13 protein-coding genes are annotated in these 13,621 nt (G+C 70.9%); 6 read left to right on the top strand and 7 right to left on the bottom strand.

The window, feature by feature from the left end:
• The first annotated feature begins 31 nt into the window (after positions 1-31).
• On the top strand, positions 32-730 hold the full coding sequence (locus AC1VM9_RS20480) for a polysaccharide deacetylase family protein (protein WP_483123867.1): 699 nt from the start codon (positions 32-34) through the stop codon (positions 728-730).
• A 163-nt stretch (positions 731-893) separates the two neighbouring features.
• Here AC1VM9_RS20480 and AC1VM9_RS20475 read toward each other — a convergent pair whose 3' ends face one another.
• From AC1VM9_RS20475 to AC1VM9_RS20450, 6 genes are all read right to left on the bottom strand, one after another.
• Positions 894-1,541, bottom strand: a complete 648-nt coding sequence (locus AC1VM9_RS20475) for a response regulator (protein WP_481343387.1) — start codon at positions 1,539-1,541, stop codon at positions 894-896.
• A 100-nt stretch (positions 1,542-1,641) separates the two neighbouring features.
• A complete protein-coding gene (locus AC1VM9_RS20470) occupies positions 1,642-3,414 on the bottom strand; it encodes a GAF domain-containing sensor histidine kinase (RefSeq protein ID WP_481344690.1) in 1,773 nt (590 codons plus the stop codon).
• A 28-nt stretch (positions 3,415-3,442) separates the two neighbouring features.
• Positions 3,443-4,519: a zinc-dependent alcohol dehydrogenase family protein gene (locus tag AC1VM9_RS20465; protein ID WP_481344689.1), complete on the bottom strand. Its 1,077-nt coding sequence runs from the start codon at positions 4,517-4,519 to the stop codon at positions 3,443-3,445.
• 94 nt (positions 4,520-4,613) lie between these two features.
• Entirely contained in the window at positions 4,614-4,889 is a 276-nt protein-coding gene (locus AC1VM9_RS20460) for an SHOCT domain-containing protein (RefSeq protein ID WP_481344688.1), read from the bottom strand.
• Positions 4,890-4,914: 25 nt separating this feature from the next.
• Complete coding sequence (locus AC1VM9_RS20455) at positions 4,915-5,229, bottom strand: 2TM domain-containing protein (protein ID WP_481344687.1); 315 nt, start codon at positions 5,227-5,229, stop codon at positions 4,915-4,917.
• 94 nt (positions 5,230-5,323) lie between these two features.
• Positions 5,324-6,694, bottom strand: a complete 1,371-nt coding sequence (locus AC1VM9_RS20450) for an MBL fold metallo-hydrolase RNA specificity domain-containing protein (protein WP_481344686.1) — start codon at positions 6,692-6,694, stop codon at positions 5,324-5,326.
• 264 nt (positions 6,695-6,958) lie between these two features.
• On the opposite strand from AC1VM9_RS20450, the gene AC1VM9_RS20445 reads away from it, so the two are divergent.
• Both AC1VM9_RS20445 and AC1VM9_RS20440 read left to right on the top strand, forming a co-directional pair.
• Positions 6,959-9,502 carry a cation-translocating P-type ATPase gene (locus AC1VM9_RS20445; RefSeq protein WP_481344685.1) on the top strand — a complete coding sequence of 848 codons (2,544 nt, stop codon included), beginning with the start codon at positions 6,959-6,961 and terminating at the stop codon, positions 9,500-9,502.
• Positions 9,503-9,652: 150 nt separating this feature from the next.
• A complete protein-coding gene (locus AC1VM9_RS20440; protein WP_481344684.1) occupies positions 9,653-10,414 on the top strand; it encodes an SDR family NAD(P)-dependent oxidoreductase in 762 nt (253 codons plus the stop codon).
• 119 nt (positions 10,415-10,533) lie between these two features.
• On the opposite strand, the gene AC1VM9_RS20435 is transcribed toward AC1VM9_RS20440, so the two are convergent.
• Entirely contained in the window at positions 10,534-11,499 is a 966-nt protein-coding gene (locus AC1VM9_RS20435; protein WP_481344683.1) for a universal stress protein, read from the bottom strand.
• Positions 11,500-11,669: 170 nt separating this feature from the next.
• On the opposite strand from AC1VM9_RS20435, the gene AC1VM9_RS20430 reads away from it, so the two are divergent.
• The 3 genes from AC1VM9_RS20430 (at position 11,670) to AC1VM9_RS20420 (ending at position 13,601) form a co-directional block, all read left to right on the top strand.
• Positions 11,670-12,569 carry a universal stress protein gene (locus tag AC1VM9_RS20430; protein ID WP_483123864.1) on the top strand — a complete coding sequence of 300 codons (900 nt, stop codon included), beginning with the start codon at positions 11,670-11,672 and terminating at the stop codon, positions 12,567-12,569.
• 33 nt (positions 12,570-12,602) lie between these two features.
• On the top strand, positions 12,603-12,848 hold the full coding sequence (locus tag AC1VM9_RS20425; RefSeq protein ID WP_481344681.1) for a PLDc N-terminal domain-containing protein: 246 nt from the start codon (positions 12,603-12,605) through the stop codon (positions 12,846-12,848).
• Between the two features lie 105 nt (positions 12,849-12,953).
• Positions 12,954-13,601: a CPBP family intramembrane glutamic endopeptidase gene (locus AC1VM9_RS20420; protein WP_483123863.1), complete on the top strand. Its 648-nt coding sequence runs from the start codon at positions 12,954-12,956 to the stop codon at positions 13,599-13,601.
• The last annotated feature ends 20 nt before the right edge of the window (positions 13,602-13,621 follow it).

Raw genomic sequence — 13,621 nt, 5'->3', positions numbered from 1 at the left:
GTGATGGCATGGAAGGGCAAGGAGATCGGCCATGAAGCACTCACTACGCTCACTGGCAGCATCCCTCCTCGCGGCCCTCACGGTCGCTGGCCTGGCCCCGAGCACCGGGCGACCGGTCGGGGGAGGCGCCTGGGAAGGGGCCGCAACGGCCCCCGCCGTCGCGGCCGCGCCCGTCGCGTACGCGGGCACCGTGTACCTGACCTTCGACGACGGTCCGCACCCGACGTACACGCCGAAGGTTCTGGCGATACTGCGGAAGTACGGGGTGAAGGCGGTCTTCTTCGAGGTCGGACAGAACATCTCCTGGTACCCGTCGCTCACCCGCAGCCTGCGCTACTACGGCATGAAGATCGGCAACCACACGTGGAGCCACCCGAATCTGACCACGCTGTCCACGGCGGGGGTCACGTCGCAGCTGAACCGGATGGAGTGGACCCTCGGCTACCGGCCACGATGCGTCCGCCCACCGTACGGGGCCACCAACGCGCGGATCGCGTCGATCATCGCCAGCCGCAGCCAGCGTCAGATCCTCTGGACCGTCGACCCACGTGACTGGTCACGACCGGGCACGTGGACCATCGTCAACCGGGTCCTGGCCGCGGTCCGGGACGGCTCGAGGATCCTGCTGCACGACGGAGGGGGAGACCGCTCCCAGACCGTCGCCGCACTGGACATCCTCATTCCGCGGCTCCGGGCCCGGGGCTACGTCATCGGGCTGATGGCCTGCTGACGGAGTACGTCACAGGTATGCCGCCGAAGCGAACCGCGGTTCTCCAGTGGGAACCCGGAGGTCCCGGCGGCATCCCTCGTCGTCATCCCTCGTCGTCCCCGCCGAGCCAGGACCGAGCCAGGACCGAGCCACCCTGCGAGCCCGTGGACCCGCGCGGAGCTCGTCAGCCCGCACGTTCCGGCGGCTGGTGGGTCGCGACGTAGACGGCGGCCTGGGTGCGTCGCTCCAGGCCCATCTTCGACAGCACCGAGGTGACGTAGTTCTTGACGGTCTTCTCGGCGAGCGACATGTCCTCGCCGATCTGGCGGTTCGTCATCCCCCGCGCGAGGTGGTCGAGGATGCGGCGCTCCTGAGGGCTGAGTGCCCTCAGTCGAGGGTCGGTCTCCTGTCCCCGCCTCCAGCTGTCACGCAGGCGGTCGACACGCGGTGTGTCGAGAAGGTTCTCCCCGGCCGCAACCCGCTGGATCGCCTCCACCAAGCCGTTCCCCTTGATGTCCTTGAGCACGAAGCCTGCCGCGCCGGCCAGGACCGCAGCGGTCAGGGCCTGGTCATCGGCGAACGAGGTGAGGATGAGGCAGGCGATCGTCGGGTCGATGGAGCGGACGTTGCGGCAGGCCTCGATGCCTGAGCCGTCCGGGAGGCGCACGTCGAACACGGCGACGTCGGGCCGGATGGCAGGGATCCGCCGGGCGGCTTCCCTCGCGAGCCCGGACTCGCCGACGACCTGGAAGCCCGGCGTCTCCTCGAGCAGTTCCCGCAGGCCTCGCCGCACCACTTCGTGGTCGTCGAGGAGGAACACCTTGATCGTCATTGAGGCCCACCTTTCGCTCGTCGACGGTCCTGCACGGGAAGGTCGAGACTAGGGCGCACGGGTCGTCCGGGGTAGGTGCGAAAGTCCTGCTTCTCCCGGCTCACAGCGGGACGGTCCAGACCAGCTCGGTTCCCCGCGGCTCGGAGGGTGACACGTGGAAGGTGCCGGATCGAGCTGCAGCCCTCTGGCCCAGGTTCGCCAGACCACTGCGCCGGTCGTCGGTACCGATACCGACCCCGTCGTCGGTGACCGTGACGGACAGCGAGGTCCCGAAGGTGACGACGACCGAGGCCGAACCGGCCTGGGCATGCCGCGACACGTTGGCCAGGGCCTCCCGGACGACGGCGAGAAGGTCGCCGCGCAGCCCGGCATCGTCCGGTTCAGGGCCGCCGGCGAGCTCCAGGGTCGGGGTGAACCCCAGGCTCACCCCGGCAGACCGCACGATCTCCTGCAGCTCTTCGTGCAGCGTTCGATCCTGGGTCGGGGAGCGGAGCTCGAAGATGGTGGAGCGGATGTCCTTGATCGCCTCGTCCAGGCTGTTCACGGCCTCGTCGAGCCGCGACCTCACGACCGGATGCACGGCGAGCCGTTCCGCCGCCTGGAGGGACAGCCCCGTGGCGAACAGGCGCTGGATGACGTGGTCGTGCATGTCCCGGGCGATGCGGTCCCGGTCCTCGAGCATGGCGAGCAGCTGCCGGTCGTGCTGGGCCCGCGCGGCCACCAGCCCGAGGGCCACCTGCTGCGCGAACGTGGCCAAGCCGGGCAGCGCGGTCGAGGCGGCGTCCTCCTGTCCTGGCTGCCACTGCACCGCAAGGTGACCGATGTCGCCGCGGCCGGTGGAGAACGGCACGACGGCCGTCGGCCCGCCCGCCGTGCGTCCCACCAGCTTCGCGAGGTACACCGGGAAGCGTCCAGCGGGACCCTTGTCCCCGCCCTGAGGAATGAGCAGGTTCAGCCCGCTGCCCAGGACCTCCGACCAGCCCTCCCAGCTCTCCATGGGCGGCAGGTCGGTCCGTGCCGACGCCCCCTCCTCAGGAGGCACCTCCCCAGGCGACTTCTCCGCGCCGCGTCGGTGCTGCACAGCGCGCACACGCGTCGGGGCGCTCTCCTCGTCGCGCAGCGCCACCAGACACACCTCGGCCTTCGTGAGGGCGAGGACCTCCTTGGCGAGAACGGACATCGCGAGGTTCTCGTCCTCACCCTCCAGCAGGCCTCGCGTCAGCTCGCTGACGGCCTCGGCCCACGAGCGCTGTTGCCGACTGCGCTCATAGAGACGTGCGTTCTCGATCGCGAACCCTGCAGCTCCCGCCAGCGCGACGAGCATGGCCTCGTCGCCCTCGGTGAACTCCTTGTCACCCTGGCGCTCCGCCAGGTAGAGGTTGCCGAAGACCTCGTCGCGGATCCGTATCGGGGTTCCCACGAAGGTCGTCATGGGCGGGTGGTTCGGTGGGAAACCGACGGACTCGGGGTGCGCGCCGATGTCCGACAGCCGCTGGGGACGTGGGTCCCGGATGAGCAGGCCGAGGATGCCGTGTCCCGACGGCGGGTCCCCGATGCGCTCTCGCTCGTCGGGGCTCACACCGTGCGTGATGAACTCCATGAGGTGCTCACCGTCGGGCCCCAGCACGCCCAACGCTCCGTAACGGGCGTTGACGAGGGCGCACGCAGATCGGACGATGCGCGCCAGGACCTCCGACAGGTCGAGGTCCTCGCTGACGGCAGTCACGGCGTCGAGGAGTCCCTCGAACTGGGCGCGTGACCGTTGCGCAGCCTCCGCCCGGGAGTGAAGCTCCTCCATGATGTCGTCGACGTGCAACGACAACGCGTCACCCCACGGCGAGGATCCGCGACCATGCCCGGTCTCCGACTCCACGGGTCAAGGATAGGTCGCCCGTGACCGGCTAACGCTGAGATGGAGCCCGTCCTGTCCCGGCTGAGCCCTGGCGGTCGACGTCCAGAACCGCCACGCCCGTGAGTCGACCCGACGACAGGTCCTCCAGGGCCCGGTCCGCGTCGTCGAAGGGGTAGGCAGTCACGTCGGCACGGACCGACAAGGCGGCAGCGAGGCGGAACAGCTCCTCGCCGTCCGCTCGTGTGTTGGCCGTCACCGAGGTGAGCCGCTTCTCGTGGAACAGGTGTGTCTGGTAGTCGAGTGGTGGCACCTCGGTGACGTGGATGCCCGCAAGCGCGAGGGTTCCACCTCGTTCCAGGGCGGCCATCGCCCTCGGCACGAGCTCTCCGGCGGGCGCGAAGACGATGGCGGCGTCGAGCGGAACCGGCGGATCGTCGAACGCCCCTGCGGCCGAGGCCGCCCCCAACGAGAGCGCCAGGCGGCGGGCCTCCTCGCCCCGCGTCATGACGTGGACCTCGGCGCCCTGAGCGATCGCGATCTGCGCCGTGAGGTGCGCGCTGGCGCCGAAACCATAGATGCCGAGCCGTCCTCCCGGGGGCAGGGCGGCCCGACGCAGTGAGCGGTAGCCGATGATCCCCGCACACAGCAGGGGAGCGGCCTGCTCGTCCGGCAGCCCCGTCGGCAGGGTGTACGCGTAGGCGGCCGGCACGACGGCGTACTCGGCATATCCGCCGTCGGCGTCCCAGCCGGTGAACGTCGCCGCTTCGCAGAGGTTCTCGGAGCCTGTGCGGCACCAGCGGCACTCGCCGCAGGTGCCGCGAAGCCACGCGATGCCCACACGGTCCCCGATGACGAACCGGGTCGTCCCTGCACCGACCTGCACCACCCGCCCCACCACCTCGTGTCCGGGGACGACCGAGGGTCGGTGCACCGGGAGGTCGCCGTCCGAGACGTGAAGGTCGGTCCGGCACACGCCGCACACGGCAACACGCACGAGGACCTCGTTCCCGCCGGGGGAGGGTACGGCACGTTCCACCGGACGGATCCGGTGCGGGCCACCGCGGCCGGTGACCTCCCACACCCGCATGGTCGAGGGGAGCGCGGCCCGGTCCGCTGGTGGGGCCATGTCCTGCCTCCTTCGCGCACCGCACGCCGACGTGACGGCGCCGCTGGTCCTTCCGGTTTCACCGTGGGTGCCCAGCGGCCACGGGCCGGGCGAGTCAGTGCTCTTGGCTGATGAGGCGCTTCGCCTGCTGGTACTGCTCCGCGTCGATCTCACCACGCGCCAGCCGCTCGTCGAGGATCTGCGTGGGGGTGGGCCGTCGAACCGGTCCGGCCTGACCTCCGCGCTCACGCGGGACGCGACCGGGACGTTCGCGGGCGACGATCTGCTGCACGACGTAGGCGGCGAGCAGGCCGAGCCCCACGGCCGGGAGGATCATGACGAGCCACATGCCCCAGCCCATGCCGAATCCGACTCCGCCGTTCCACCACATGGTGCCTCCTTCCGGGGCGCCGCCGTCAGCCCTTGTGCTCGGTCCGGCGCAGCCGTTCCATCTCCGCTTCGACCTGCTCCGGGCCGGGTGTGGGCGACAGGACGTCCCACGCGTGGAAGGCCATCCCGATGCCCCATCCGAAGATCGGGAACACGGGCCAGAAGAACGCGGCGCCGGTGACGTACCAGAGCGCGACCAGCAACAGGTTGACGGTGACGTACGCGAGCGCGTGTGCGGCCAGGCCGCGCTTGGCCTCGAGCCGCTTGACGGCTCTCCGACGCAGCTCGAGCTCGTCCTCGTCGTTCTTGCGCGTGTGGTCCGAGGTCAGGTACTCGGTCATCACCACTCCTCTCTCTCACGTCCAGCCTGGCCGCGCACGACGACCGGCGCAGGGGCCGAACGTCCCGTGTACGGGGTTTGCCGGACACTGTTGGCTAGTCGACGACCACTCGCTCGCCACGCCGTGGCACCACGACGGGGCAGTCGAGCCTGCCGCCGATCGTTTCGGCCAGAGCGGAGCTGGCCGCTGGTTCGCCGTGCACGACGTAGACGGCCTCAGGAGGGTCCGGCAGCTCCTCGAGCCACTGCAGCAGCTCGCGCGAGTCCGCATGGACCGAGAAGCCTTCGTCGGTGACGACCTCGGCGCGGACGCGAACGTACTGACCCATCATCTTGAGCTCCCGTGCGCCTTCCTGCAGGAGGCGCCCCCGAGTCCCGGCTGCCTGGTAGCCGGTGAGGACCACGGTGTTGCGCGGATGGGGCAGCAGCGAGCGAAGGTGGTGGACCACGCGCCCGCCGGTGGCCATCCCCGACGCCGAGATGATGATGCACGGCGTGCCGGGAGTGTTGAGCCGCTTCGACTCCTCAGCGGTGTGCGCGGTGCGCAGTCGGGACAGGGCAGACAGGGCCGAGAGGGCGTCAGGACGTAGCTCCGCCTCGTTCTCCGGGCGCCGGTAGACCTCCAGCGCCGCCAGAGCCATGGGGCTGTCGACGTAGATGGGCACATCCGGGATGAGGTTGCGCTGACGAAGTCGGGCCAGGGCCAGCAGAACCAGCTCGGTGCGGTCCACGGCAAACGCCGGGATGAGCACGGAGCCACCACGACCTATCGTGCGACGGACCACGTCCGCGAGTACCTCGTGGCCGCCGGCACCGTCGGCGTGCACGCGGTCGCCGTACGTCGACTCCACCACCACCGTGCGGGCAGCCAGTGGTCGGTCGCGTGGCAGGAGCAAGGGATGGGTGGGACGCCCCAGGTCGCCGGAGAACAGCACGCTCGCGCTCCCCATGGTGATGTGCGCCGAGGCTGACCCGAGAACGTGGCCCGCGCGGACGAGCGTGACCTCGGCTTGGCATCGCAGCGTCGTCGGCTTTCCGTACTCGCAGGGGCGCATGAGCTGCATGGTGTCGTCGGCGTCGGCCCACGTGTAGAGGGGGAGCGCCGGGTCGTGCTTGGAGAACCCACCTGCCCGCGCGTCGGCAGCGTCCTCCTCCTGGAGCTTGGCCGCGTCGTGCAGCACGATGTCCGCCAGGGCCGCCGTCCCCGTGGTGGCCCAGATCGGCCCCGTGTACCCGCGATGGACGAGAGCCGGCAGGTAGCCACAGTGGTCGAGGTGGGTGTGGGTCAGCACGACGTCCGACACCGTGCCCGGTTCGACGCCGGGGTCCTCCCAGTTGAGGCGGCGCAGCTCCCGCTCGCCCTGGTAGAGACCACAGTCCACGAGCACGCGCCCGTGGGCGTCCTCGAGAAGGAACTTGCTTCCGGTGACGGCCCCTGCGGCTCCGAGGAAGGTGAGCGTGGTCATCGTGTCATCGTCCTGCGCGCGCAAGGACGGCACCAGGGACCAATGGCACCCCCGCTGGAGGAACGAACGTGGTCAGCTGCTCTCGGCAGCCAGCACCTGAGCGTCGCCGGGCCGGGACGTTCCACGATGTGACGGGTCCTTCGGCCCTGGTCCGAGGGACGAGCCCGGCCAAGGCTGAAGGGTGGAGAGGCGGCCCGCATCGGCTCACGCCGGGACTCCTGGCCCTGTGTGACCGACGGTCCGGGGACCGCAGAGGAGGTGCGCATGCACTCACGCGTGGGAGATCCGACCGACCTCCATCTCGACCGCGGCTCGGGCCCGCCTCCCGGCGGTGGCCTCCCCGGTCTGTCCGCGTCCGAGGCCGAGGTGCGGCTCCGCCTTCACGGGCCCAATGAAGTACCGGCGCCACCATCTCCTTCCGCGGTCAGCCGGCTCGTTCGCAGCCTGCGAGACCCGCTGGTGCTCGTGCTGCTCACCGCCCTTGGTCTCACCCTGGTCACCGGCGACTACACGGACAGCGCGGTGATCGGTCTGGTCGTCATCGTCAACTCCGCGATGGGCCTGCGGCAGGAGATCAAGGCCGAGCGGTCGGTGCGCGCGCTCTCGGCGCTCGTCGAGCCGAGGGCGTGGGTGGAGCGCTCAGGGCGAGCGATCGAGGTGCCGTCGACAACGCTGGTTCCCGGAGACCTGATGCTGCTGCGGCAGGGTGACCTCGTCCCGGCCGACGCCTGGCTGGTCGACGGAGCCGGTCTCGAGGCCGACGAGTCGATGCTCACCGGGGAGTCGGTGCCGGTGCCGAAGTCCCCTCGTCAGGACCCGGGGCCGGCCGCGGGTGGGGGCTTGCCTTCGTGCGATACGGATTCTCCGAGCGCTCTCTTCTCCGGAACCGTCGTGGTCCACGGGCATGGTCGTGCCCGGGTGACCGCGACCGGCGCGCGCAGCACCGTGGGCCGGATCGCCGGCATGACGGGGCGTCCCGGCGCGCCGACGCCCCTGCAGAGGCGGATGGCTCGCCTCTCGGCCTACCTCGCGGTCGGAGCGGTGCTGCTGAGCGCCGTCGTCCTCGTCCTCGGCGTGGCGCGCGGCGAGCCCTTGGAGGTCATGCTGCTGGCGACGGTGGCGCTCGTCGTGGCCGCCGTCCCCGAATCGCTCCCGCTCGTGGTCACACTCGGTCTCGCGCTTGCAGCTCGCCGCATGGCCGGCAGGCGAGCCGTGGTGCGCGACCTGGCCGCTGTCGAGACGCTCGGGTCCGTCACCCTGCTCGCCACCGACAAGACCGGGACCCTCACGCAAGGAAGCATGAGCGTCGCGGCGACCTGGCAACCGGACGACGCTGCCCCGTCCGACCTGACGAGGGCCTTGGCCCTGTGCAACGACGCCGTGCTGGCGAAGGCGTCCGGCCGGCCCCATGGCGACCCGACCGACACCGCCCTGCTCCTGGCAGCAGTGGACCGGGGCGCCGATGTGGCGAGACTGAGGGCCGATCACCCGCGGATCCGCGAGGTGCCGTTCGACAGCACCCGCAAGGCCATGGAGACGATCCACCGGGAGCCCACCGGCGCCAGTCTCACCCTCCGGAAGGGAGCCCCCGAGGCCATGCTCACGGCGGACGCCGTGGCCGAGGATCCAGCCGTTCTCGCCGAGGCCCGGGAGCTGGCGCACCGGTGGGGACGAGCCGGGATGCGCGTCCTGGCCGTGACGCAGGACCACGCAACGGCCGGCGACGGCAACGTCGCGCGGCCGCGTCTGCTCGGGCTGGTGGCCCTGCACGACCCGGTGCGCGAGACCTCCCGGGACACGGTCGCGTCGTGTCGGGATGCCGGCCTGCAGGTCGTCCTCATCACGGGTGACCATGCCGCCACGGCCCACGCCATCGCCGAAGAGGTGGGGATTCTCGACGGCCCCCCTGAGGAGCCCGGGGACCAGCCGGCGGATTCGACCGTCGAGGCGGCCGATGTGGAGCGTCGCCGGGTCATCGCCCGTGCAACACCGGCGGACAAGCATGCCATCGTCACCGCCCTGCAGCGGTCGGGGCACGTGGTGGCGATGACCGGTGACGGTGTCAACGATGCCCCGGCGCTCAGCCGGGCCGACATCGGGATCGCCATGGGAGAGCGCGGCACCGAGGTCGCACGCCAGGCCGCGGACCTCGTCCTCGCCGACGACAACCTCGCGACCCTGGTGTCGGCGATCGAGGAAGGCCGCCGCGTCTACGACAACCTGCGGAGGTTCCTCGCCTACGGACTCTCCGGTGGCGCGTCCGAAGTCCTCCTCATGCTGGTGGGGCCCCTGGTCGGGGTGCCGTTGCCCTTGCTCCCTGCCCAGATCCTGTGGCTCAACCTCCTGACGCACTCTTTCGCCGGAGCAGGGCTCGCCGGCCAGCCCGCGGACAGCCGAGTCCTGCGTCGCGGACCCCGGGCACCCGACGAAGGACCGCTCGCTCGCGGGTTGTGGTGGCGCATCTCGGTCCTGGCCGTGTACCTCGCTGCCGTCAGCGTGGCGGCGATGTGGGTCAGTCCGGCCTCCGCCCACTCCGCGGTGCTCCTGACGCTCGGGGCCGGACAGCTGGCGGTGGCCTGGGGCGTGCGCACCCCCGGCGCGCCGGTACGGACGCGCGCCGGGCACGCCGACCCGCTGCTGCTCGCGCTGCTCCTCGCCGGACTCATGCTCACGGCGGCGGTCACCGTGCTCCCGCTTCGAGAGCTGCTGGGGACCGAGGTTGTCGACGCGACGGCGTGGGGGGTCGCGGCCGCCGCCGGCATCGGAGCCTTCCTGCTGACACGGCTCACCAGGACGAGCTCGGTTTGAGTGTCCCTGCGACGTGACCCGGTGCGTCGCGTGCGCCCGAGTTGCGTGCGCCTCGAGACCGGGTCCGGTCACGCGGGCGGGACCTCCGACCCTGCCGCGCCTGCCGTCGGTGGCCGGACAGTGGTGTCCTCGACAGAGAGGAACAGGACGATGAACACGTATGGCCTGGGGGGCAAGGCGGCCGTCATCACCGGTGGGGCATCCGGGATCGGACGAGCCTGTGCCCAGACGATGGCACGCTCAGGAGCCGACATCTCGATCTGGGACCGGGAGTGGGAGCAGATCGAGCTGGTGCTGAAGGAGCTGGACGCACTCGAGTGCCGGACGCATGGCGTGACCGTCGACGTCGGAGACCCGGCCTCCGTGGACGCCGCCATGGCCGCGACCCTGGCCGCGTTCGGGCACGTGGACATCGCGGTGTGCAACGCCGGGATCGGTGGCGCGGCGCTGCCGAGTGGGGACTACGGCGACGAGGCATGGCACGAGGTCATCCGGGTCAACCTCGACGGCGTCTTCTACACGCAGCGGGCTGCCATCGCGGCCATGAAGGCACGTGGACGCGGCGGCTCGGTCATCAACATGGCATCCGTCCTCGGGGCCGTCGGCTTCCCCACCGCGAGCGCCTACACGGCGGCGAAGCATGCGGTTGTCGGCCTCACCAAGGTGGCGGCCTGGGACCACGCGACCGACGGCATCAGGGTGAACGCGGTGGGCCCCGGCTTCATCCGCACGCCGCTGCTCGAGGCCAACCTCGACGAGGCCACACTGCAGGCGCTCGCCACTCAGCACGCACTCCAACGCATCGGCGACCCGCACGAGGTGGCCGAGCTCGTGGCCTGGCTCGCCAGCGACGGCGCGTCCTTCGCGACCGGCGGCTACTACCCGATCGACGGCGGATACCTCGCCCGCTGAGCGCGCCCCGGACGCGCTGGCCCGGGCCTGCAGCCGACGTGCCAGTCGTACGAGTCTCACGACTCGTACGACTGGCACGTCCGGCGTCAGTCCGGGCTCATGACGGGCTCACAACGAGCTCATGACGGGCTCATGGCCCGGACGACGAGCACGGGCACGGGTGCGTGGTGGACCACGGCCCGGCTCACCGACCCGAGCAGCAGCCGGTCGAACCCGCCGATGCCGCGCGTACCCACGACGACCAGGCCTGCGGACGCGCCGAGCTCGATGAGAGCCCGCACCGGGTGCTCCTCGATGACCGTCGTCTCGACCGTGAGACCAGGATGCGTGGCCCGGACCTGCGCAACAGCGCTGTCCACCGACTCGCGCGCCTCGTGCTCGAAGAAGCCGACGCCGCTGTCGAGCTGCATGTTCTCGAACGAGAGCGGCCAGCCGACGAACGACATGCTCCACGCGCGGACGATGTGCAGCGGCGCGTCCCATCGTTCGGCGAACTCGGCTGCGCGGGCGACGGCCACCTCGCCGTCGTGCGCCCCGTCGATGCCCACCATGACGGGCCGTCCCGGCCCGGGGAGGGTGAGGTTCCCGCCGGGGATGACGGCGACGTCGCACCCGGCGTGCGCCGCGACCGCGAAGGCGGTCGACCCCGTCACGAGTGCCCGGACCCGGCTGCCCGGGTGTCCGACGACGACGAGTGCCGCGCGTCTGGAGGCGTCGACCAAGGTCGCGACGGCCCCGCCGCGCACGGCCTCGGCCACGATGCGGTCGCCGTCCAGGACGGTCCGCGCGCGGTCCCGGCCGGCCGCCACGACCTGCCGAGCCCGCTGGTCGAGGTCCACCGGCAGCAGCGCGCTGCCTGTCAGCCCGTCGCCCTCGACGCCGACGTAGGGACTCGCGCACAGGACGAGAAGCCCGCTGCCACGGCGGCTCGCCTCCCGGGCCGCCCAGTCGAGCGCCGCATCGGCCCCGTGGGTGCCGTCGTAGCCGACGACGACGGTGGTTCCCTCGTCAGGGTGGGCGCCGCGCCGGGGGGCGGTGCTCGTGACCGTCTGTCCGTCTCTGTCCTGGTGCCGCACCGTGACCATGGCTCCTCCTTGGATCGTGCTCTGTCTCCAGACTTTCGGCGGCGGCACGGCGCGACACGGGTCGAAGGTCCTGACATCTGCGGAGGCCTTCGAGAGAGGCCTTCGGGGGTGACACGGGGGCGGGCCCTTGGTCCCTGCCGACGAGGAGCCCTGCCGCCCACGATCGGTGTATGACCACGAACACTCTTTCCCCTGGGGCGATCCTCGTCGGCTATGACGGGCGCCGAAGCAGCCGCGGCGCCCTGTGCTGGGCCGTGCACGAGGCGAGGTCGCGCAACCGCGCCCTGCACGTGCTGCACGTCCAGCCATGGGCCGGAGAGCCGCTCCCGGGCACGGACCCGCGACGCGAGGAGCGCGTCGTCATGGAGTCCGCGATGTCAGTGGTGGAGCAGCACGCTCCCGGCCTCGAGATGAGGTACGAGACGGTGACCGGGCCGCCGGCCCGCGAGCTGCTGACTCGCGCTCAGACCTCCGAGATGGTCGTGCTCGGCGGACAGCGTCAGGGCACCTTGGAAGCCGTCGTCGGTGGCGCGATCGCGACGCAGCTCGCGGGCCGCAGCGGCTGCCCTCTCGTGGTGGTCAACGACACGATGCGGCTGGCTGAGTCGAGCTTCCCAGCTGGGGAAAGGACGTATCGGCGGCACCTGACGGTCGGGGTGGACGGCAGCGAGGCCTGTGGTCCTGCCGTGGCCTTCGCCTTCGACCGGGCCAGCAGGCTGGGCCTCGCGCTCACGGCCGTCGCGTGCTGGTGGTGGCAGGACACCGGGCCCTATCTGGCCGGTGCCATGGACTGGTCGGACACCGCGCGGGACAGCGAGGCCCGGCTGGTCTCGGAGCAGCTGGCGGGCTGGTGCGACAAGTATCCGGACGTGAAGGTCGAGTCCACGCTGGTGCGCGGGCACCCGGTCGAGACGCTCATCGAGGAGTCGGCCGGCTCCGAGCTGCTCGTCGTGGGCAGCCGCGGCCATGGCGGATTCGCCGGGCTCGTCCTCGGGTCCGTGAGCCTGCGCGTGCTCACGCACGCTCGAACTCCCGTGGCGGTCGTCCCCTCCGAGCTTCTCGTCGGATGAGTGACGTCGGGCATGAGGGATGAGGGAGGAACCATGAACCAGCGGCGGACCAAGCAGTGGTCGGACCTGAGCAGCAGGCAGAGGACAGCCACTCTGGTGGCCGCCTCCGTGCAGCTGTCCCTGGCGGCGACGGCGTGGGTCGACCTCGCCCGCCGAGACGCTGCCGAGGTCAACGGGAGCAAGGCGAAGTGGGCCGCCATCATCGCGATCAGCTGGGTCGGGCCGATCGTGTACTTCGCGCGGGGCCGCAAGCAGGCGTCGTCTCCCGGTGGGCCTTGACAGAACAGGCTCACGAGCGGGGCGGCTGACGTGACTCGTGTTGAGCCAGCGCGAGACAACCCTGCATTGAGCCAGGGACCGCCCCCGCGTGCGCTGGCAAGGGCGATGCTGGTCATCCTGGCGCTGGCCGCCTTCTCAGCTGCCTTCGTGCTTCTCGACCAGGCTTTCAACCACTTCGTCACCTCCCGCTTCCCTCCGATCGGCGCGTCAGTGTGGCTAGCGACGGCGTACGGGCTCGCCTCTCGCCTGCATCTGATCGTCCCGCTCGCGGTGGCCTCTGTCTGGCGACCTCGAATGCTGGGCTTGCGGCAGGGTGAGACTCGACGTCACTGGCGACGGCTCCTGCTGACCCTCCTCGCCAACTGCGGCATCGTGGGTGGGTACCTCCTCCTGACCCGCGGCACCACTCTCTACAGCGGCCACGAGTGGTTGATCACCGAGGTTGTCACCGTTCCGCTCGTCGAGGAGACGATGTGGCGCGGTGCCGTCTTCGCGATGCTGTGCGCCGCATTCGCTCGCATCTACCCCGACCACATGGGCACAACGCTCGCCGTGTGGGCAGGCGGCATCGCTTTCGGTCTGCTGCACGCTGCCAACGCGCTCGTGGGGGTACCCATCGGCTTCGTGGCGGTGCAGGTGCTGAACGCCGCCCTCTGGGGCGTCGTGTACGGATATGCGCGCGCGGTGACGGGCAGCCTGTATCCGCCCCTCATCCTGCACGCAGCGATGAACCTGATCGTCGTTCTGCACTAGGCAATGCGTCGCCTGCCGTG

The organism is Monashia sp. HAY1-11D (genome assembly GCF_056868035.1).
Note: the sequence above shows the minus strand (reverse complement) of the source record. Positions and strands in the feature narration are given on the sequence as shown.